This window comes from Streptomyces xiaopingdaonensis, assembly GCF_000262345.1.
Taxonomy (GTDB): Bacteria; Actinomycetota; Actinomycetes; order Streptomycetales; family Streptomycetaceae; genus Streptomyces; species Streptomyces xiaopingdaonensis.
In genome coordinates, this window is record NZ_AJTQ01000238.1 from 22,622 (window position 1) to 41,850 (window position 19,229).

General features: G+C 72.0%; 13 protein-coding genes and 1 pseudogene. 13 read left to right on the forward strand and 1 reads right to left on the reverse strand.

Going from position 1 to position 19,229, the window contains the following annotated elements; translation table 11 throughout:
• The first annotated feature begins 124 nt into the window (after positions 1-124).
• The 13 genes from mreC (at position 125) to UWG_RS0118970 (ending at position 18,306) form a co-directional block, all read left to right on the forward strand.
• Complete coding sequence (gene mreC / locus UWG_RS0118910) at positions 125-1,147, forward strand: rod shape-determining protein MreC (RefSeq protein WP_016908776.1); 1,023 nt, start codon at positions 125-127, stop codon at positions 1,145-1,147.
• Positions 1,148-1,149: 2 nt separating this feature from the next.
• Positions 1,150-1,851, forward strand: coding sequence for a rod shape-determining protein MreD (gene mreD, locus UWG_RS0118915; protein ID WP_029391576.1), 702 nt, complete (start codon positions 1,150-1,152; stop codon positions 1,849-1,851).
• 53 nt (positions 1,852-1,904) lie between these two features.
• On the forward strand, positions 1,905-4,142 hold the full coding sequence (mrdA, locus tag UWG_RS0118920; protein WP_016908778.1) for a penicillin-binding protein 2: 2,238 nt from the start codon (positions 1,905-1,907) through the stop codon (positions 4,140-4,142).
• The gene (gene rodA, locus UWG_RS0118925) at positions 4,139-5,338 is read left to right on the forward strand and encodes a rod shape-determining protein RodA (protein ID WP_016908779.1); all 1,200 of its coding nucleotides are present in this window, start codon (positions 4,139-4,141) and stop codon (positions 5,336-5,338) included. The genes mrdA and rodA overlap by 4 nt, the downstream gene beginning before the upstream one ends.
• Before the next feature lie 64 nt (positions 5,339-5,402).
• Positions 5,403-6,950, forward strand: coding sequence for a CYTH and CHAD domain-containing protein (locus UWG_RS0118930; protein ID WP_016908780.1), 1,548 nt, complete (start codon positions 5,403-5,405; stop codon positions 6,948-6,950).
• A 111-nt stretch (positions 6,951-7,061) separates the two neighbouring features.
• Entirely contained in the window at positions 7,062-8,990 is a 1,929-nt protein-coding gene (locus UWG_RS0118935; RefSeq protein ID WP_016908781.1) for a TIGR03960 family B12-binding radical SAM protein, read from the forward strand.
• Positions 8,991-9,436: 446 nt separating this feature from the next.
• Positions 9,437-9,739: a hypothetical protein gene (locus tag UWG_RS0118940; protein WP_016908782.1), complete on the forward strand. Its 303-nt coding sequence runs from the start codon at positions 9,437-9,439 to the stop codon at positions 9,737-9,739.
• Between the two features lie 280 nt (positions 9,740-10,019).
• Positions 10,020-10,805 (forward strand): TIGR03936 family radical SAM-associated protein, encoded by a 786-nt coding sequence (locus tag UWG_RS0118945; protein WP_016908783.1) that lies wholly within the window; start codon positions 10,020-10,022, stop codon positions 10,803-10,805.
• A gap of 238 nt (positions 10,806-11,043) precedes the next feature.
• Entirely contained in the window at positions 11,044-15,069 is a 4,026-nt protein-coding gene (locus UWG_RS0118950; RefSeq protein WP_016908784.1) for an Rne/Rng family ribonuclease, read from the forward strand.
• 258 nt (positions 15,070-15,327) lie between these two features.
• The gene (gene rplU, locus UWG_RS0118955) at positions 15,328-15,651 is read left to right on the forward strand and encodes a 50S ribosomal protein L21 (RefSeq protein WP_016908785.1); all 324 of its coding nucleotides are present in this window, start codon (positions 15,328-15,330) and stop codon (positions 15,649-15,651) included.
• 14 nt (positions 15,652-15,665) lie between these two features.
• A complete protein-coding gene (gene rpmA / locus UWG_RS0118960; protein WP_016908786.1) occupies positions 15,666-15,923 on the forward strand; it encodes a 50S ribosomal protein L27 in 258 nt (85 codons plus the stop codon).
• 158 nt (positions 15,924-16,081) lie between these two features.
• Entirely contained in the window at positions 16,082-17,521 is a 1,440-nt protein-coding gene (gene obgE, locus UWG_RS0118965) for a GTPase ObgE (protein ID WP_016908787.1), read from the forward strand.
• 29 nt (positions 17,522-17,550) lie between these two features.
• The gene (locus UWG_RS0118970) at positions 17,551-18,306 is read left to right on the forward strand and encodes a GNAT family N-acetyltransferase (RefSeq protein ID WP_029391577.1); all 756 of its coding nucleotides are present in this window, start codon (positions 17,551-17,553) and stop codon (positions 18,304-18,306) included.
• A 663-nt stretch (positions 18,307-18,969) separates the two neighbouring features.
• Here UWG_RS0118970 and UWG_RS30465 read toward each other — a convergent pair.
• A pseudogene (locus tag UWG_RS30465) lies at positions 18,970-19,229 on the reverse strand (hypothetical protein); the annotation flags it as partial.

Genomic DNA, 19,229 nt, shown 5'->3' on the forward strand with positions numbered 1-19,229 from the left:
CTGCCCGTCGGAGAAACGGTCTTCGACAGCCAAATGAACATAGCTGAGTACGACCCGAGCATGTCCTGAAACAGCACGACCAAAAGAAGACCCGGTCCGACTGAGAAAGGCACGGCCGCCGCACGTGAGGGATTCCCGAGAAAGCCGGCTGCTGCTCGTCCTGCTGGTCGCCATCGCGTTCGCGCTGATCACGGTGGACCTCAGAGGCGGCGAGCAGTCTCCGCTCGACGGCGCAAGGGGGGCGGCCGCGTCAGCGCTCGGCCCGGTGGAGAAGGGGGTGGCCTCCGCAGTCGACCCGGTCGGCAACGCCATCGGAGCGGTACGCGACTCCGGGGCCCGGCACGACCGGATCAGCCGGCTGGAGCAGGAGAACGCCGCGCTGCGCCAGAAGCTCGGTTCCGACGACCGCAACCGCTCCCGCGCCCGCGAACTCGACAGGCTCCTCAAGACGGCGGGCGCCGGCAGCTACGGCGTCAAGGGTGCCCAGGTCATCGCGATCGGCCCGGCCCAGGGCTTCTCCTGGACGGTCACGATCGACGCAGGCAGCAAGGACGGCCTCGCCAAGGACATGACGGTGCTCAACGGCGACGGGCTGGTCGGCCGCATCACCACGGTCGGCTCCTCCACCTCGACCGTGCTCCTCGCCAACGACCCCGACTTCACCGTCGGCACCCGCATGGAGAAGAGCAGCGAACTCGGCTTCGCGACCGGGGGCGGGGACCGCGCCCTCAGCGTCCAGCTCCTCAACGGCAAGGCGAAGGTGAAGAAGGGCGACCGACTCGTCACCTTCGGCTCCAACGCCGACAAGCCCTTCGTGCCCGGCGTCCCCGTCGGCGAGGTCACCAAGGTGGACCGGCACAGGGGCGACCTGACGCGGGCCGTCAGCGTCCGCCCGTACGTCGGCTTCAGCAAGCTCGACATCGTCGGCGTCGTCGTCAAGCCACCGCGCAGCGACCCGCGCGATGCCGTCCTGGAGGCGAAGAAGCCGGAGAAGCCGACGCCCACCGTCACCGTCACGGCGACCCCCGGCGCACCGGAGGAGGGCGAGGAGGACGCGGGCGAGGCGCCCGAGTCCGGCAGCCCGCCGGGCGACGCCGCACCGCCCGCCGAGGAGCCAGGCACGACGCCCCCACCGGAAGGCCAGTGACGATGTACGTGAACCGAGTCCTCCTGTCGGCCTTCCTCGTGGTGGTCGCCCTCATCGTCCAGGTCAGCGTCCTCGCCCGACTCCAACTCCCGGGCGCCGTACCCGACTTGCTCCTCCTCACCGTCCTCGGCCTCGCCATGGTCTACGGTCACACGGCCGGCGCCGCGATCGGCTTCTTCGCCGGCCTCCTCGCCGACCTGGCGCCCCCCGCCGACCACGCCGTCGGGCGGTACGCCCTCGTCCTCTGCCTCATCGGCTACGCCGCCGGGCTCACCCGCCCCGAGAAGGGCGGCCACCGCTCGGCGACGGTGCCCATGCTCGTCGTGGCGTGCACGGCGGCCGCCTCGACGCTCCTCTACGCGGGCGTCGGCGCGCTCGTCGGCGACACCGCGGCACGCTCGGCCGGGCTCGGCGCGCTGGTGCTCACCGCGACCGTCTACGACCTGCTCCTCGCGCCGTTCACCGTTCCGTGGATCATGTGGCTCGCCCGGCGCACCGAGAAGAAGGACCCCATGGCGGAGACGTCGGGCCTGAGCGACCGGCTCTTCGGTCTCTCCGGGGGTACGGGGCTCGGGCTCGGCGGAGGGACGGGCCTGCTCGGCAGAGGGCGGTCCGGCAGGTCGGGCGTGGGCGGCGGCAAGAGCGTCATCCGGCGGTCCTCGCGCGGCAAGGTCGGAAAGATCAAGGGGGTCAAGAAGCTGTGAGCGACGCCTCGGTCGGCCAGCAGGCCCGCAAGCGCCACGGCAGGGGGTAGGCAGTGTCCAACATTCCGGAGACGGGGCGCACTTCGCGCGTCACCGTCCGGCTCATCGCCATCCAGATCCTCGTGCTCTCGCTGCTGCTCACGCTCGGCGGGCGGCTGTGGTACCTCCAGGTGCGCAACGGCGACGAGTACGAGAAGGAGGCGGCGGGCAACCACGTCCAGCAGGTCGTCGACCCGGCCGTCCGCGGCTCCATCCTCGACTCGCGCGGGGTGCCGATCGCCGACAACGAGACGCGGCTCGTCGTCTCCGTCTCGCGCACCGAGCTGATGAAGATGGACGACGAGGGCAAGTCGGTACTCGACCGGCTCGCCAAGGTGCTCGGCACCAGCTCGAAGGAGCTCGCCCAGAAAGTACGCCTCTGCGACGCCGAGACCCCGCAACCCTGCTGGAACGGCTCCCCGTACCAGCCCATCCCCGTCTCCGACGAGGCGACGTCCCAGCAGGTCCTCCAGATCCGCGAGCGCGGCGAGGACTTCCCCGGCGTGACCGCCGAACCCACCGCCGTACGCCGCTACCCCGCCCCCAACGACGCCAACACGTCGCAGGTCCTCGGCTACCTCTCGCCCGTCACCGACGAGGAGATCGAGGAGGCGAAGGACAGCGACTCGCCCTTCCTCCCCGCCGACGAGATCGGACGCTCGGGCCTGGAGCGTGCCTACGACAGCAAGCTGCGCGGCAGCGCGGGCGTCACGCGCTACGAGGTCGACAACCTCGGCCGGGTGATGGGGCGTGCGGAGAGCGACGCGTCCACCCCCGGGGCCAACCTCGTCACCAGCATCGACTCGCGCGTACAGGCAGTCGCGGAGAAGGAGCTGGAGCGCGCGATGAAGGATGCGCGCACCGAGTTCGACAAGAACACGGGGCGCAACTACGAGGCCGACGCCGGCTCGGTCATCGTCATGGAGAACGACACGGGCCGCGTCGTCTCGATGGTCTCCAACCCCGAGTACGACCCCAACTCCTGGGTCGGCGGCATCTCGGGGAAGGAGTACAAGTCCCTGACGAGCAAGAAGTCCAACTATCCGCTGCTCAACCGGGGAATCCAGGCGCTCGCGGCACCCGGATCCATCTTCAAGGTCATCCCGACCACGGCGGCCGTCAACGCCGGCTACCCGTTCGACGGCAACTACGACTGCCCCGGCTCGTACAGCATCGGCGGCCAGACCTTCACCAACATGGAGTCGGAGAGCTACGGCACCATCGACCTCGGACGCGCGCTCGAGGTCTCCTGCGACACCGTCTTCTACGACCTCGCCTACAAGCAGTGGCGCAAGGACGGCGGCCACACGCCGAAGAAGAACGCGAAGGACTGGTTCTACAAGACGGCCCACCAGTTCGGCCTCGGTGACAAGACCGGTATCGACCTCCCCAACGAGGTCGAGGGCCGCGTCCCCGACCGCCAGTGGAAGAAGGACTACTACGAGGCCAACAAGGACGTCTGGTGCCAGCAGGGCGACGACCCGCAGAGCTACGCCGACAAGATCGCCAAGGAGAACTGCGTCTCCGGCATGAAGATGCGCGCCGGTGACAGCGTCAACTACTCGATCGGCCAGGGCGACACCCTCGTCACGCCGATCCAGATGGCGACCGCCTACGCCGCGCTCGGCAACGGCGGCACCCTCTACGACCCCACCCTCGGCAAGGCGATCGTCAGCGCCGACGGGAAGCACGTCAAGGAGATCAAGCCGAAGTCGCACGGCAAACTCCCCGCCAAGAAGGCCACGTTGAAGGACATCGACGGTGCCCTCCAGGGCGTCGCCACCCGCGGTACGGCCGCGACCAACTTCGGCTCCGGTTGGCCCCAGGAGAAGATCCCGATGCGCGCCAAGACCGGCACGGCCGAGGTCGCGGGGAAGCAGACCACCTCCTGGTTCGCCACCTACACCGACGAGTACACGGTCGTGATGACGATCTCCCAGGGCGGTACCGGCTCCGGCGCCTCGGGGCCCGCGGTCCGCCGGATCTACGACGCCCTCTACGGCGTCGGCCAGAAGGCGCTCCTCCCCAAGCCGGAGAAGGCCCTCCCCAAGATCTCCAAGGACGGCAGCATCCAGGCCCGGCGCGACAAGGAGGAGGACGAGCCGAAGAAGGACGCCGACGCCCCGCCGCCCGGCAGCGAGACGGACCAGTCCGGTGAGCAGCCCCAGCCTCCGCAGCAGCAGACGGGCCAGACCGAAGAGCAGCCCGCGAGGGAACCGGAAACCGGCGGAACGGGCGGTGACCAGCGATGAGCACCCGTTCCTACCCCCTCACGGGCTACGGCCCGAGGCCCCGGACGACGTGGGCGAAGCTCACCGCACGCGACTCCGCGCTCTGGCGCCTCGACTGGATCATGCTCCTCGCGGCGCTCGCCCTCTCCGTCGTCGGCACGCTGCTCGTGTACTCCGCGACCCGCAGCCACAGCGACCTCAACCAGGGCGACCCGTACTATTTCGTCGTCCGCCAGGTCATCGGCATCCTCGTCGGGCTCGCGCTCATGGTCGGCATCGTCTGGCTCGGCCACCGCAAGCTGCGCGGCGCGGTGCCGATCCTCTACGGCATCACCGTCTTCCTCGCGGTGCTCGTCCTCACGCCGCTCGGCGCGACCATCAACGGCTCCCGCGCCTGGCTCAACCTCGGCGGGGGATTCACCGTCCAGCCGGCGGAGTTCATCAAGATCACCATGATCCTCGGCATGGCGATGCTCCTCGCCGCCAAGGTCGACGCCGGCGACCACGCCCACCCCGACCACCGCACGGTGCTCCACGCGCTCGGCGTCGCGGCGCTGCCGATCCTGGTGATCATGATGATGCCGGACCTCGGCTCGGCGATGGTCCTCGTGGTGATCGTGCTCGGGGTGCTCCTCGCCTCGGGAGCCTCGAACCGGTGGATCATCGGGCTCGGCCTCGTCGGCGTCGTGGGCTCCGTGCTCGTCTGGGCGCTCGGACTCCTCGACGAGTACCAGATCAACCGCTTCGCCGCCTTCGCCAACCCCGCGCTCGACCCGTCCGGCGTCGGCTACAACACCAACCAGGCCCGGATCGCCATCGGCTCCGGGGGGCTCACGGGCAAGGGGCTCTTCGAAGGCTCGCAGACGACCGGGCAGTTCGTCCCCGAGCAGCAGACCGACTTCGTCTTCACCGTCGCGGGGGAGGAGTTGGGGTTCGTCGGCGCCGGGCTCATCATCGTGCTCCTCGGCATCGTCATCTGGCGCGCCTGCCGCATCGCGCACGAGTCGACGGAGCTGTACGGCACCGTCGTCGCCGCCGGGATCGTCGCCTGGTTCGCGTTCCAGTCCTTCGAGAACATCGGGATGACCCTCGGCATCATGCCGGTCGCCGGACTGCCGCTGCCGTTCGTCTCCTACGGCGGCACCGCGATGTTCGCCGTCTGGATCGGGATCGGTCTCCTCCAGTCGATCCGGACGCAGAGACCGGTCGCCGCCTGAACCGTCGGCCGCGGTTCCCGCGCGACCCATTGCGGGCGCCGGGGACCGCGGTTACTTTCCGGATATGCCGGATGTCATACGGGAGATCGAGCGGAAGTACGACGCAGCGGCCGACACCGGCCTCCCCGACCTGCACGCGCTCCCCGGCGTGCACACCGCCGCGCCCACCGGGCCCCGCACGCTCAGCGCCGTCTACTGGGACACGGCCGACCTGCGCCTCGCCGCCGAAGGCATCACCCTGCGCCGCCGCACCGGCGGCAGCGACGAGGGCTGGCACCTCAAACTCCCCGTCGCCACACCGCAGTCGACGCCCGGCACCACCGTGCGCGACGAGCACCACCACCCGCTGGGCGAAGAACCGGCGGCGCCGCCCGAGCCCCTCGCCGCCCTCGTCCGCTCCCGTACCCGCCATCGCCCGCTGCTCCCGCGACTCCGCCTGGTCCAGGAGCGGACCGCCGTCGCCCTCTTCGACGTCGACGGACGCCCCCTCGCCGAGGTCGGCCTCGACCGCGTCCACGCCGCGCGGCTGCCGGACGACGGCACGGGCACCCCGGCCGACTGGACCGAACTCGAAGCGGAACTCGGCGAGTTCGGAGACCTTGCGCTCCTCGACGCCGTCGACGACGCCCTCCGCGCGGCCGGCGCCCACCGCTCCGCGGCCCGCTCGAAGCTCCACCGCGCCCTCGCGGAGACCGGAACCCCCGCACCCGAGCCCGCGGACCCGCCCCGGCCCCGCACCGCAGGCGACGTCGCCCTCCGCTACGTCCGCCGCCAGGTCGAGGCGCTCGTCCGCCTCGACCCCCAGGTCCGCTGCGACGTCCACGACTCGGTCCACCGCATGCGCGTCGCCACCCGCCGGCTCCGTAGCTGCTTCCGCACCTGCGACCGCCTCCTCGACCGCGCCGCCACAGACCCGCTGCGCGACGAACTCAAGTGGCTCGCCGCCGAGTTGGGGGTCGACCGGGACCGCGAGGTGCTCACCGCCAGACTCGCGGACGGACTCTCGGCGCTCCCGCCCCAGCAGCTCCTCGGCCCCGTCGCCGAGCGCCTCGACACCTTCTCGGCGCACCGCCGCACCGGCTCCCGCGCCCGTCTCGGCGACGTCCTCGACAGCGACCGCTACCTCGGCCTGCTGGAGAGCCTGGCGGCCCTGCTCGACCAACCCCCGTTCCTGGAGCGGGCCGTGCGCGCCCCCGAAAGGCCGTTCCGCAGAGCGCTCGCCCGCGACTTCGACCGCGTCGCGGCACACGTCGGCGAGGCGCTCGCCGCCGACGAGGGCGACGAGCGGGACCGTGCGCTCCACGACGCACGCAAGGCGGCGAAGCGCCTCCGGTACGCGGCGGAGGCTGCCCGCCCCGTGCTCGGCGCCCCGGCGAAGGAGTACGCCGCCCTCGTCGCGGAGCTCCAGCAGCTGCTCGGGGACCACCAGGACAGCGTCCTCGCCCGCGAAGCCCTGCTCGAACTCGCCGCCGAGGCAGCCGCGTCGGGCGAGCCGTCGTTCACGTACGGCGTGCTCCACGAACGCGAGCGGGAGCTCGCCCGCGGGTACGAGGCGCGGGTGCCGGAGGCGTGGCGGGCCGTCGCGCCGGACGGGCGCTGCCCGCTCGTCTGAGGCGTCCGCAGGACCGGGACGTACGGCCCTTCCGCCCGGCGGCGGAAGGCCGTTGGCACCCGCGTTAGTCTTGAGGGCTGACCCTGCCCACTCGCTCGAAAGAACGCCTAGATGACTGTCGAGTCGGTCTTCCCGCAGCTCGAGGCCCTCCTGCCGCACGTACAGAAGCCGATCCAGTACGTCGGCGGCGAGCTCAACTCCACGGTCAAGCCGTGGGACGAGACCGAGGTCCGCTGGGCGCTGATGTATCCGGACGCCTACGAGGTCGGGCTCCCCAACCAGGGCGTCATGATCCTCTACGAGGTGCTCAACGAGCGCGAGGGCGTCCTCGCCGAGCGCACCTACAGCGTCTGGCCGGACCTGGAGAAGCTGATGCGGGAGCACTCCGTCCCGCAGTTCACGGTCGACGCGCACCGCCCCGTCGGCGCCTTCGACGTCCTCGGCGTCTCCTTCTCCACCGAGTTGGGGTACACCAACCTCCTCACCGCGCTCGAACTCTCCGGCATCCCGCTGGAGTCCAAGGACCGCACCGAGGACCACCCGATCGTGATGGCCGGCGGTCACGCCGCCTTCAACCCCGAGCCGATCGCCGACTACCTCGACGTGGCGGTCATCGGCGACGGCGAGCAGGCGGTCCTGGAGGTCAGCGAGATCATCCGCGCGTGGAAGCGCGAGGGCCGCCCCGGCGGCAGGGACGAGCTGCTGCTCCGCCTCGCCAAGACCGGCGGCGTCTACGTGCCCCGCTTCTACGACGTCGAGTACCTGCCGGACGGCCGGATCTCCCGCACCGTCCCCAACCGCTCCGGCGTTCCCTGGCGCGTCTCCAAGCACACCGTCATGGACCTCGACGAGTGGCCCTACCCGAAGCAGCCGCTCGTCCCGCTCGCCGAGACGGTCCACGAGCGGATGTCGGTGGAGATCTTCCGCGGCTGCACCCGCGGTTGCCGCTTCTGCCAGGCCGGCATGATCACCCGTCCGGTGCGGGAGCGGTCGATCACCGGCATCGGCGACATGGTCGACAAGGGGCTGAAGAACACCGGCTTCGAGGAGGTCGGGCTCCTCTCCCTCTCCTCCGCCGACCACAGCGAGATCGGCGACGTCGCCAAGGGCCTCGCCGACCGCTACGAGGAGGACAAGGTCGGCCTCTCCCTCCCCTCCACCCGCGTCGACGCGTTCAACATCGACCTCGCCAACGAGCTGACCCGGAACGGCAGGCGCTCGGGGCTCACCTTCGCGCCCGAGGGCGGGAGCGAGCGCATCCGCAAGGTGATCAACAAGATGGTCTCGGAGGAGGACCTGACCCGCACCGTCGCCACCGCCTACGGCAACGGCTGGCGCCAGGTGAAGCTCTACTTCATGTGCGGCCTGCCCACCGAGACCGATGAGGACGTGCTCCAGATCGGCGACATGGCCGTCAACGTCATCGCCAAGGGACGCGAGGTCGCCGGCTCCAACGACATCCGCTGCACGGTCTCCATCGGCGGTTTCGTGCCGAAGCCGCACACACCCTTCCAGTGGGCGCCCCAACTCAGCGCCGAGGCGACGGACGCGCGGCTCGGCAAGCTCCGCGACAAGATCCGCGGCGACAAGAAGTACGGCCGCTCGATCGGCTTCCGCTACCACGACGGCAAGCCCGGCATCGTCGAGGGCCTCCTCTCCCGCGGCGACCGCCGCGTCGGCGCCGTGATCCGCGAGGTCTACGAGCGCGGCGGCCGCTTCGACGGCTGGCGCGAGTACTTCTCCTACGACCTGTGGATGGAGTCGGCCGCCAAGGCGCTCCCCGCGTACGGCGTCGACGTCGACTGGTACACCACCCGCGAGCGCACCTACGAGGAGGTCCTCCCCTGGGACCACCTCGACTCCGGCCTCGACAAGGACTGGCTCTGGGAGGACTGGCAGGACGCCCTCGACGAGACGGAGGTCGAGGACTGCCGCTGGACACCCTGCTACGACTGCGGCGTGTGCCCGCAGATGGACACCGAGATCCAGATCGGCCCGACGGGGCAGAAGCTGCTGCCGCTCTCCGTCGTCAACAAGTAGCCGGTGTGCGGGGCCGCTCGTCGCGCGGCGGGTTGCGTGAGTGGGGCTGACGGGTCTGCGAGTCGGTCCGCGGTCGGCGGGTGCCTCGGACACGTCCCGGCCGAGCGCGTTTCCGCCCACCGGCCGGAGTGGTCGGATCCTCTTCGCACCGGCGGGCGGTGCTCTTCGCGGCGCCCGAGGTTTGGCGCAGGAAGACCAGCGGCTCGTTCGGCCTTCCTCGCGCCGTGGCGCCTCGGCCGTCCCTGGGCCTCCGTGTCGGCATGCACCTGGCGTGCGGACGTCTTCGGCGGGTGGCTCGTACGACGGCTCGTCGACCGGCTCGGCACGGCGCGCCGGTCACCACCCCGACGGGCGTCCGCGCCGCCCCTGAAGTCCCGCCGCCCGTCCGTGCGTTGCCGGCTGCCGATTCCGCGGCCCGGCCCGCCGTCGGCTGCCACGCTGGGCGCATGCCGGAGCTGATCCCGCCGGTGATGCGGGTGCACCGTTCCTTCCTCGCCGCGATGGCCGAGCTCCGCACCGAAGGGCGCGGCACCGCGGAGGCCGCCTCGATGACCGGGCGCGATCCGTACGGCTACGGCGGCCGTTGGTCGGACCCCGAGAAGCGGCGCCTGATCGAGAAGAGCGGCGCCGTCTGCGAGGACCGCAGGGGCAGCAAGCTGCGGTACTGGCTGACGACCACCGACGAACCGACGGCCCCTGCCGTCCGACCGCACACCGGCCCCGCGCCCGCGCCCCCGCGTCTGCCCTGACGTCGGCGTTCCGGCAGCCCCGGCGCGCGGCCCGACGGGCCCGCCGTCGGGACCCGTGGTGCCCGCTCGGGGGGGCAGCGCCGGTGAGTGCCCCGGGCATGCGACGTACCCTGGGTCGCAGGATCGCTCGTCGGACCGTCGCGCGCCGCGCGCCGACGGCGACGCAGATCCGCCTTCGTGACAACAGACATACAGGCGGCCGCCGACCGCGTGCCGCCGGGCAGCGAGGAGAGAACCACTGGGCAAGCGACAGCCCGAAGGCCCGCCGCCGGCACCCGCGGTGCAGCGCATCCGACTGCGCTACACCAAGCGCGGCCGCCTCCGATTCACCAGCCACCGCGATTTCCAGCGCGCCTTCGAGCGCGCCCTCCGCCGTGCCGAGGTGCCCATGGCCTACTCGGCCGGGTTCACGCCGCATCCGAAGGTGTCCTACGCCAACGCGGCACCGACCGGCACCGGCAGCGAGGCCGAGTACCTGGAGATCGCCCTTTCCGACCGACGCGACCCGGAGGCGCTCCGCACGGTGCTGGACGCCTCGATGCCCGAAGGACTCGATCTCGTCGACGCCGTCGAGGCCCGCACCACGGAGTTCACCGAACGTCTCCAGGCGTCGGCGTGGCAGCTCGCACTCGACGGCGTCACGCCCGCGGCTGCCGAACAGGCGGTGCGGGACTTCCTCGCCGCCGACTCCGTCGAGGTGCAGCGGCAGACCAAGAAGGGCCTCCGCACCTTCGACGCCAGGGCCGCCGTCACCTCCCTCGACGTGGGGCAGGCGTCCGAGCCTCCCGGCCTGGATGGGACGGCCGGCGCGCCCTGTGCGATACTGCGCCTGGTAGTACGGCATGTGACACCCGCCGTGCGACCCGACGACGTCCTGTCCGGTCTTCGCGCTGCGGCCGACCTGGCGCCGCCGGTCCCGGCAACGGTGACAAGGCTGGCGCAGGGGCTGCTCGATGAGGAGAGCGGCACGGTGACCGATCCGTTCGCGCCTGACCGCGACGCACCTTCCGGGGCCGAGGCTCTCGGGACACCCAGCGTCGCGTCGGCGCCCGGCGGCACCGCGTAGGAGCGCCGCCGACGCCAGCGCCGCCGCCGACGACGCCAGGGAAGCCACCCGGGTACGCAGGACGGCAGGCGAGCGCACTGACCACAAGACTTTCGCCGTAGCCGCCTCGCAGCGAAGCGGAACCGGCGAGCGACAACAGCTCCCGCGCGGCGCCCGCGCCGGGTCGCGGTCCGCCCCATCAGCGGACGGCCCCGGAGAGGACGAGGCGCGCAGGGAGCGTGACGGGAGAACCGCCCGCATGCTCGAACCAACTGAATCCACCGCAGGAGACCCTCTCGAAGGAGGCTCTGCGCCCGAACCGGCCGCCGAGACCACACCGAGCGACACCCTGCCCCCGCGCCGCAGGCGCCGTGCCGCCTCCCGGCCCGCCGGTCCGCCCGGCTCCGACGCCGCCGCCACGGAGCCGGCCGCCGTCGTCGAGCCGAAGCCGACGGCCGAGGCATCGCCCGCGGAACCCTCGCCCGCCGAAGCACCGGCCGCCGAGCAGGCGCCGCAGCCGGAGGAGAAGCCCGCGCGCTCACGCCGCAGGGCGACGCGCAGGGCCTCGGCACCGGCCGGCGCACCGCAGACCAACGAGGCAGAACCGTCGGCCGCCGCGCCGGAGCCCGACCAGCAGGGGCCCGCAGCCGCCGCGCAGGCCGAGCCCGCCGAGAAGCCCGCAGCGGCCGCGCAGGCCGAGCCCGACGCCGAGGCCGAGCAGGCCCCCGCGCGCCAGCGGCGCAGGGCGAGCCGGAAGGCTTCGGCACCGGCCGGCGCTCCCCGGGGCGAGCCTGAGCAGCAGCCCGAGCCGGCAGTGGACGACCAGCCGAAGAGCGCGCCGGCGAAGGCCAGGAAGCCGAAGCGCGAGCCGGCGAAGAGCGAGCAGCCGGAGACCGACCAGCCCGAGTCGGCCAAGAGCGACCAGGCCAAGAGCGACCAGTCGAAGAGCGACCAGTCGAAGCGCAAGCCGGCCAGGAGCAAGCAGGCGCAGTCCGAGCCGTCCGAGCCCGAGCAGCCGGCCGCCGAGGAGGAGCCCGCCCCGAAGCGCACCCGGCGGCGTACGGCGAAGAGCGCGGCGGAGCCGGCGGCCGAGGCTGCCGCGGAGCAGCCGGAGCAGCCGGAGGAGTCGGCGCGTACCGCGCGGAAGCCGAAGGCCGAGAAGCGTGCGAAGGCGTCCGCGGAGTCGGGCTCGGAGAAGAAGGAGGCCGAGGCGCCGAAGCGGGGCCGCGCGGGTACCCCGCCCGTCGCGATGTTCCAGGCGCCGGTCTTCACCGAGCCCGCGTTCCAGACGCCGCAGCGTGCGGCGGCTGCGGCTGCCGCGGCTGCCGAGCAGGGCGACGCGGAGGAAGAGGAACCGCAGGCCGGTACGCGGCGCCGTCGCCGGGTGGAGTCCCCCGGGGGTTCGGCGGACGCGGGGAACGCCGAGGTCGTGGCCGAGGAGGAGCCGGAGGAGACCGACGAGTCCGAGGATTCGGCGCAGGAGTCGTCGGAGCGTCCGGCGAGGCGTCGCCGCAGGGGCGGCCGTCGGCGTCGCAAGGGTGACGGCGGCGAGGGCGCGGCCGAGGACGAGTCGCCGCATGGCGAGGACGAGCAGGAGGCTCCCGAGGAAGCGGAGGCCGGTGAGTCCGACGAGGGCGACGAGCAGCCGCTCTCCAGCTCTTCGTCGAGCAGCTCCCGCCGGCGGCGCAGGCGCAGGCGCCGCACGGGCGAGCAGGAGCCCGCGGCCGAGCAGCAGCCGTCGACCGACGGCGACCCGGAGCGCACCGTCGTCAAGGTGCGTGAACCGCGGAAGAAGAACGGCAAGGAGGGTGAGCCGAGCGACGAGGTCCAGGCGATCAAGGGCTCGACCCGCCTGGAGGCGAAGAAGCAGCGCCGGCGTGAGGGCCGCGAGCAGGGCCGCAGGCGTGTGCCGATCATCACGGAGGCCGAGTTCCTCGCGCGTCGCGAGGCGGTGAAGCGGGAGATGATCGTCCGGCAGAGCGGGGAGCGGACGCAGATCGGCATCCTCGAGGACGACATCCTCGTCGAGCACTTCGTCAACAAGGAGCAGGCGACCTCCTACGTCGGCAACGTCTACCTGGGCAAGGTGCAGAACGTCCTGCCGTCGATGGAGGCGGCCTTCGTCGACATCGGCAAGGGCCGCAACGCGGTGCTCTACGCGGGCGAGGTCAACTTCGAGGCGCTCGGCATGGGCGGCGGTCCGCGGCGGATCGAAGCGGCGCTCAAGTCGGGCCAGTCGGTGCTGGTGCAGGTCACCAAGGACCCGATCGGGCACAAGGGCGCGCGCCTCACCAGCCAGGTCTCGCTGCCGGGCCGCTACCTCGTCTACGTCCCCGAAGGGTCGATGACGGGCATCAGCCGGAAGCTCCCCGACACCGAGCGGTCGCGGTTGAAGCAGATCCTCAAGAAGGTCGTCCCCGAGGACGCGGGCGTGATCGTGCGCACGGCGGCCGAGGGCGCGAGCGAGGACGAGCTGCGCCGGGACGTCGAGCGGCTCCAGGGGCAGTGGGAGGAGATCAAGAAGAAGTCCGGGAAGGGCACCGCGCCGACGCTGCTCTACGGAGAGCCGGACATGACGGTCCGCGTCGTCCGCGACATCTTCAACGAGGACTTCTCCAAGGTGATCGTCAGCGGCGAGGAGGCGTGGCAGACGGTCCACGGCTACGTCGAGCAGGTCGCGCCCGACCTCGTCGACCGGCTCCAGAAGTGGACGTCGGACGTCGACGTCTTCGCCACGTACCGGGTCGACGAGCAGCTGACGAAGGCGCTCGACCGGAAGGTGTGGCTGCCCAGCGGCGGCTCCCTCGTGATCGACAGGACCGAGGCGATGATCGTCGTCGACGTCAACACGGGGAAGTTCACCGGCCAGGGCGGCAACCTGGAGGAGACGGTCACCAGGAACAACCTGGAGGCGGCCGAGGAGATCGTGCGCCAGCTCAGGCTGCGCGACCTCGGCGGCATCATCGTCATCGACTTCATCGACATGGTGCTGGAGTCCAACCGGGACCTGGTCCTGCGGCGGCTCCTGGAGTGCCTGGGCAGGGACCGGACCAAGCACCAGGTCGCCGAGGTGACCTCGCTCGGGCTCGTGCAGATGACGCGGAAGCGGGTCGGGCAGGGCCTGTTGGAGTCGTTCTCCGAGACCTGCCCGCAGTGCAACGGCCGTGGCGTCCTCGTCCACATGGAGCTCGGGCAGCCGGCGGGCGGCAAGAAGGGCAAGAAGAAGAAGGGCGGCGGCCACCACCACGACCACGTCCACGAGGAGGCCGCCGGCCAGAAGCCCGAGTCGAAGCAGCAGCCCGAGGCCGAACCGCAGCAGCCCCAGGGCGGTCGGCAGGTCGAGGAGCCCGTCCCGTTCGTGCCGGACGAGGAGCTCTACGGCAGCGCCGCCGAGGCGGAGGCAGCGGCGTCCGGACGCCAGCGCACCCGTAGGCGCGGCGGACGCCGGGCCTCGGCCCCGCAGGGCGCGCCCGCGGGCGAGGGCGAGCAGGCCGAGCAGCAGCCGGAGCCGGAACAGCCGCAGGCGGAACCGGAGTCGGCGGCCGCCGAGCCGCGCGAGCAGAGCACGGCGAAGGCCCGCACCCGGCGCCGCGCGGTGCGCCGTGCGACGGCTCCCGCCGGTGCGCCGGAGCAGGCGAGCCGGGTGGAGGGCGCCGAGTCGGAGCCGTCCGAGGCCCCGGCCGTACCGGAACCGGAACCGGCGCTGCCGGTCGAGGCGACGCCGGTGCCGGAGCACGAGCCGCGTCCGCGGCGTCGGGCAGCGCGCAAGGCCAGTGCGCCCGTGGGGTCGCCGCACGCCGCGGACGAGGCCGCGGTCACGGTGATCCCGGCCGGGGAGTCGGAGTCGGCCGCCGAGCCGCAGCCCCCCGAGCCGGTGCAGCAGCCGGTCTCGGACGCGGCGCCCGCGCGCAGGCGCCGTCGGGTCGTCAGGGAGTTCTCCGCGCCCGAGGAGCAGCCGGCGTCCGAGTCGGCGGCTGAGCCGGAGGCGCCGGCGAAGAAGACGGCGCGGAAGACGGCGGCGAAGAAGGCCACGGCCAAGAAGGCGGCGGCGAAGAAGACCGCGAAGTCGGCCTCCGTCTCCCCGGAGAAGCCGGAAGCGGAGTCGGAGGCGGCGGCGAAGAAGTCGGCGCGGAAGGCGGCGGCCAAGAAGTCGGCGGCGAAGAAGACGACGGCCAAGAAGACCGCCGCGAAGAAGACGACCGCGAAGAAGACGGCGGCGGCCGACGAGCAGTCGCCCTCCTCGGTGACGGTCCAGGCCGGCGACGAGCCGACGGCCGCGGAGTGAGTCTGTGCCGGCGGTCGCCCTCCTCGCGGGGGCGACCGCCGGCCGTCCGTTTGACCAGCGAGGTCGAGGCGCCGTAGCCTTGCCCTTCGGCGTGTCAGAGATGCGCCGCACCCTTGAGCAACTCCCTTTCGGAGAGCCGCCGGCAACGGCCCGGCTCGTCCCGGAAGAGGCCGCTCACTCCTCGAGGTTTCCGGGACACCGTGCCCGGTGGGAGCGGCTGGCGTCAGGGGTTCCGAGCCGAGCGAGAGAGAGCTAAGCGTGTACGCGATCGTGCGCACCGGCGGCCGCCAGCAGAAGGTGTCCGTGGGCGACGTCATTGAGGTTGACCGTCTTTCCGAGAGCAAGGTCGGCGACACCGTCGAGCTCTCGACCCTGCTCGTCGTCGACGGCGAGGCCGTCACCAGCGACCCGTGGGTGCTGGCGGGCGTGAAGGTCCAGACCGAGGTTGTCGACCACCACAAGGGCGACAAGATCCGGATCCAGAAGTACAAGAACAAGACGGGCTACAAGAAGCGGATCGGCCACCGCCAGCTCCACACCGCTCTGAAGATCACCGGCATCCCCGCCCCGGCTGCGAAGTAAGGGACTGAGAACACATGGCACACAAGAAGGGCGCATCGTCCACTCGGAACGGTCGCGATTCCAATCCGCAGTTCCTGGGCGTCAAGCGCTTCGGCGGCCAGGTCGTCAACGCGGGTGAGATCCTCGTCCGCCAGCGCGGCACCCACTTCCACCCGGGCAAGGGCGTCGGCCGCGGCGGTGACGACACTCTCTTCGCGCTCGACGCCGGCGCGGTGGAGTTCGGCAAGGCGCGCGGCCGCAAGGTCGTGAACATCGTCCCGGCCGGCGAGTGACACCGGCTGCTTAGCCACGGGTCCGGCGCTCGGCGCCGGACCTCCTCCGAGGGCGGACCTCCGCTTCCCGCGGTAAGGGAAGCGGGGCCGCCCTCGGTGCGTATCGCGCAGGACGGGCACCGATCCCGTCCACCTGACCCCCGCTCTGGAGGCCCCTGATGACCACCTTCGTGGACCGCGTCGAGCTCCATGTCGCCGCGGGTAACGGAGGCCACGGCTGCGCCTCCGTCCACCGTGAGAAGTTCAAGCCGCTCGGCGGCCCGGACGGCGGCAACGGCGGACGCGGGGGCGACGTCGTCCTCGTCGTCGACCCCGACGTGACGACGCTCCTCGACTACCACCACAGCCCGCACCGCAAGGCCACCAACGGCAGGCCGGGCGAGGGCGGCAACCGCAGCGGAGCCGACGGCGGCGACCTGGTGCTGCCCGTACCCGACGGCACGGTCGTGCTCGACCGGAACGGCGGCGTCCTCGCGGACATGGTCGGCAAGGGCACCACCTTCGTCGCGGGGCAGGGCGGTCGCGGCGGGCTCGGCAACGCCGCGCTCGCGTCGGCCCGCCGCAAGGCGCCCGGCTTCGCGCTGCTCGGCGAGCCGGGCGAGACGCGGGACGTCGTCCTGGAGTTGAAGACGGTCGCCGACGTGGCGCTCGTCGGTTATCCGAGCGCGGGGAAGTCCTCGTTGATCTCGGTGCTCTCGGCGGCGAAGCCGAAGATCGCGGACTATCCGTTCACGACGCTCGTGCCCAACCTGGGTGTGGTGACGGCGGGACGCAGCGTCTTCACCGTCGCCGACGTGCCGGGACTCATCGAGGGCGCCAGCGAGGGCCGGGGCCTCGGCCTGGACTTCCTGCGGCACGTCGAGCGCTGCTCCGTCCTCGTCCACGTGCTCGACTGCGCGACGTTGGAATCGGATCGCGACCCGGTCTCCGACCTCGACGTGATCGAGGCCGAACTCGCCCGCTACGGCGGCCTGGAGGACCGTCCGCGCCTCGTCGTCCTCAACAAGGTCGACATCCCCGACGGCAGGGAGCTCGCCGAGATGGTCCGCCCGGACCTGGAGGAGCGCGGCTTCCGCGTCTTCGAGGTCTCCGCCGTCGCGCACCGGGGCCTCGACGCGCTCGCGTACGCGCTCGCCGGCATCGTCGACGAGGCGCGCGCCGCCGCTCCGGTGCAGGAGGCGACGCGCGTCGTCATTCGTCCGAAGGCCGTCGACGACACCGGCTTCACCGTCACTCGTGAGGGTGCTCTCTTCCGTGTCCGGGGGGAGAAGCCCGAACGCTGGGTCCACCAGACGGACTTCAACAACGACGAGGCCGTCGGCTACCTCGCCGACCGTCTCAACCGCCTCGGGGTCGAGGACGAGCTGCTCAAGGCCGGCGCCCGCGAAGGGGACGGCGTCGCGATCGGGGACGAGGAGAACGCCGTCGTCTTCGACTGGGAGCCGACGCTCTCGGCAGGCGCCGAGATGCTCGGGCGCCGCGGCGAGGACCACCGCATGGAGGAGCAGCGGCCGGCAGCGCAACGCCGCCTGGAACGGGAGGCGGAGCGGGACGAAACGCTCGGTGCATACCGGGAGTTCGACCCGTTCGAGCAGTGAACCCGGAGAGCGCGGGGCTCCTCGACGCGATGGAGCGCAACCTCGCCGACCACGCCCGCCACCTCCACCGCGACCTGCCGGGCGCGACGGTGGAGGACCGCGGCGACCTGCTCGTCGCGGACAGCGGGCTCGACGACGACACCTTCAACATCGTTGCCCTCGCCCGCTTCACACCGGCCACGGCGGGGCAGCGCGTCGACGAGACCGTCCGCCGTCTCCGGGCGAGCGGGCGCTCCTTCTCCTGGTGGGTCGGCCCCACGTCGACGCCGGCGGACCTGGCGCTCCGGCTCGCCGGCGCCGGCCTGCCCGTGGCGGAGGAGGAGACGGCGATGTGGCGCCTGCTCGACGAACTGCCCCCGCAGCCGCGCCCGTTCGGTCTCGACGTGCGCCCCGTCACCGACGAGAGGCGCTTCGCCGACTACGCGGCGGTGCTCTCCGCCAACTGGGACCCGCCGTCGCGGACCGTCCCGCAGGTACTCTCCGCGGCGGCCCCCGCCGCGCTCGCACGCGAAGCCCGCTACCTCGTCGGGTACGCGGGGGAGCGGCCCGTCGCCTCGGCCGAGGTCTTCCTTTCCGCCGGCGTCGCGGGCGTCTACAACATCTCCACCCTTGCAGGGGAGCGCAGGCGCGGGTTCGGCGGGGCGCTCACCGTCGCGGCGCTGTACGCGGCGCGCGAGGCCGGCGCCCGGGTCGCGGTGCTCCAGGCCTCGGAGGACGGCGAGCCCGTCTACCGCCGGCTCGGTTTCCACACGTGCGGACGGTTCACCGAGCACGCATTGCTGTGACAAATACCGGGCACAGGCTGTGGGCTTTGCGGTCTGCCGCCGCCGTGTCGCGTCCGGCTCGTCCGGGAACTCCCCGCCTGGACGAGAGCGACGGGGCTGCTCGCGACAGGCCGAATCCGATGGGCCCTGGGCCGACTCGTCGCCGCCCTCGGGAATTCCGAGGCCGTTTGGTCGCCCGTTCTGTCGCACACGGACGAGAACCGCAGGGACCGCCGAATTCCGTAGCTCCCAAAACCATTGGGGGATGCTCCTGCCCGGCTCAGCGGCGAGAAACCACCCCGCTCCGGAACGCTGCCGGAGGAGGCGAAGACGACGTTCCGGCACTCACCGTCGGGGAGCCGGTAGACGGCGCGCGCTCTCTGCCGCACCCGCCACCTCGCGAAATCATCGAAGACTTCCTGCACTTTGTCGCCGCCCAGGGAAATTCTGCGCACGACGACGACGGCGGGACGGGAGCGAGGAATCGCGAATTCTCCGAGGACGCACGGAAAACCAACGGCACAAAGGGCTGACGCACCGAATGCCGCACGCCCGCCCCAGACGCACGGAGAGCTGCGGTGAACCCGGCCGTCGCCTGCACGGACGCCACCGCACCCCGGAACGCGACGAGCGGCCGGGCAGAACCCCCAGGGGCTCCACCCGGCCGCTCGCCGGTGCGGATCGTCAGGCGGTCACCGGGTCCTCCGACTCGGCTGCCTCCGCCAGCTCCGCCTCACGGGGCGTAGGAAGCTCCGAAGTCCTGCGCGCCACACGGAGGTTGCGGGCCTCGGCGTCGGAAGCCAGGCGCTGCGCCGCTTCGTTGAAGCGGACCATCGACGGCGGGTCGCTCGGACCGAGAAGGTGCTTCTTCAACTCGGCGCGCGCCTCGACGAGCGTGTCCTGTTCCGGGTTGCGGATGCTCTCCAGCAGCGCGGGGACGCCGG

Bases quoted from the DNA above. Each gene is read 5' to 3' on its own strand.
- mreD (WP_029391576.1), top strand. From the start codon at position 1,150: ATGTACGTGAACCGAGTCCTCCTGTCGGCCTTCCTCGTGGTGGTCGCC.
- rodA (WP_016908779.1), top strand. From the start codon at position 4,139: ATGAGCACCCGTTCCTACCCCCTCACGGGCTACGGCCCGAGGCCCCGG.
- UWG_RS0118930 (WP_016908780.1), top strand. From the start codon at position 5,403: ATGCCGGATGTCATACGGGAGATCGAGCGGAAGTACGACGCAGCGGCC.
- UWG_RS0118935 (WP_016908781.1), top strand. From the start codon at position 7,062: ATGACTGTCGAGTCGGTCTTCCCGCAGCTCGAGGCCCTCCTGCCGCAC.
- UWG_RS0118940 (WP_016908782.1), top strand. From the start codon at position 9,437: ATGCCGGAGCTGATCCCGCCGGTGATGCGGGTGCACCGTTCCTTCCTC.
- UWG_RS0118950 (WP_016908784.1), top strand. From the start codon at position 11,044: ATGCTCGAACCAACTGAATCCACCGCAGGAGACCCTCTCGAAGGAGGC.
- rpmA (WP_016908786.1), top strand. From the start codon at position 15,666: ATGGCACACAAGAAGGGCGCATCGTCCACTCGGAACGGTCGCGATTCC.
- obgE (WP_016908787.1), top strand. From the start codon at position 16,082: ATGACCACCTTCGTGGACCGCGTCGAGCTCCATGTCGCCGCGGGTAAC.
- UWG_RS0118970 (WP_029391577.1), top strand. From the start codon at position 17,551: ATGGAGCGCAACCTCGCCGACCACGCCCGCCACCTCCACCGCGACCTG.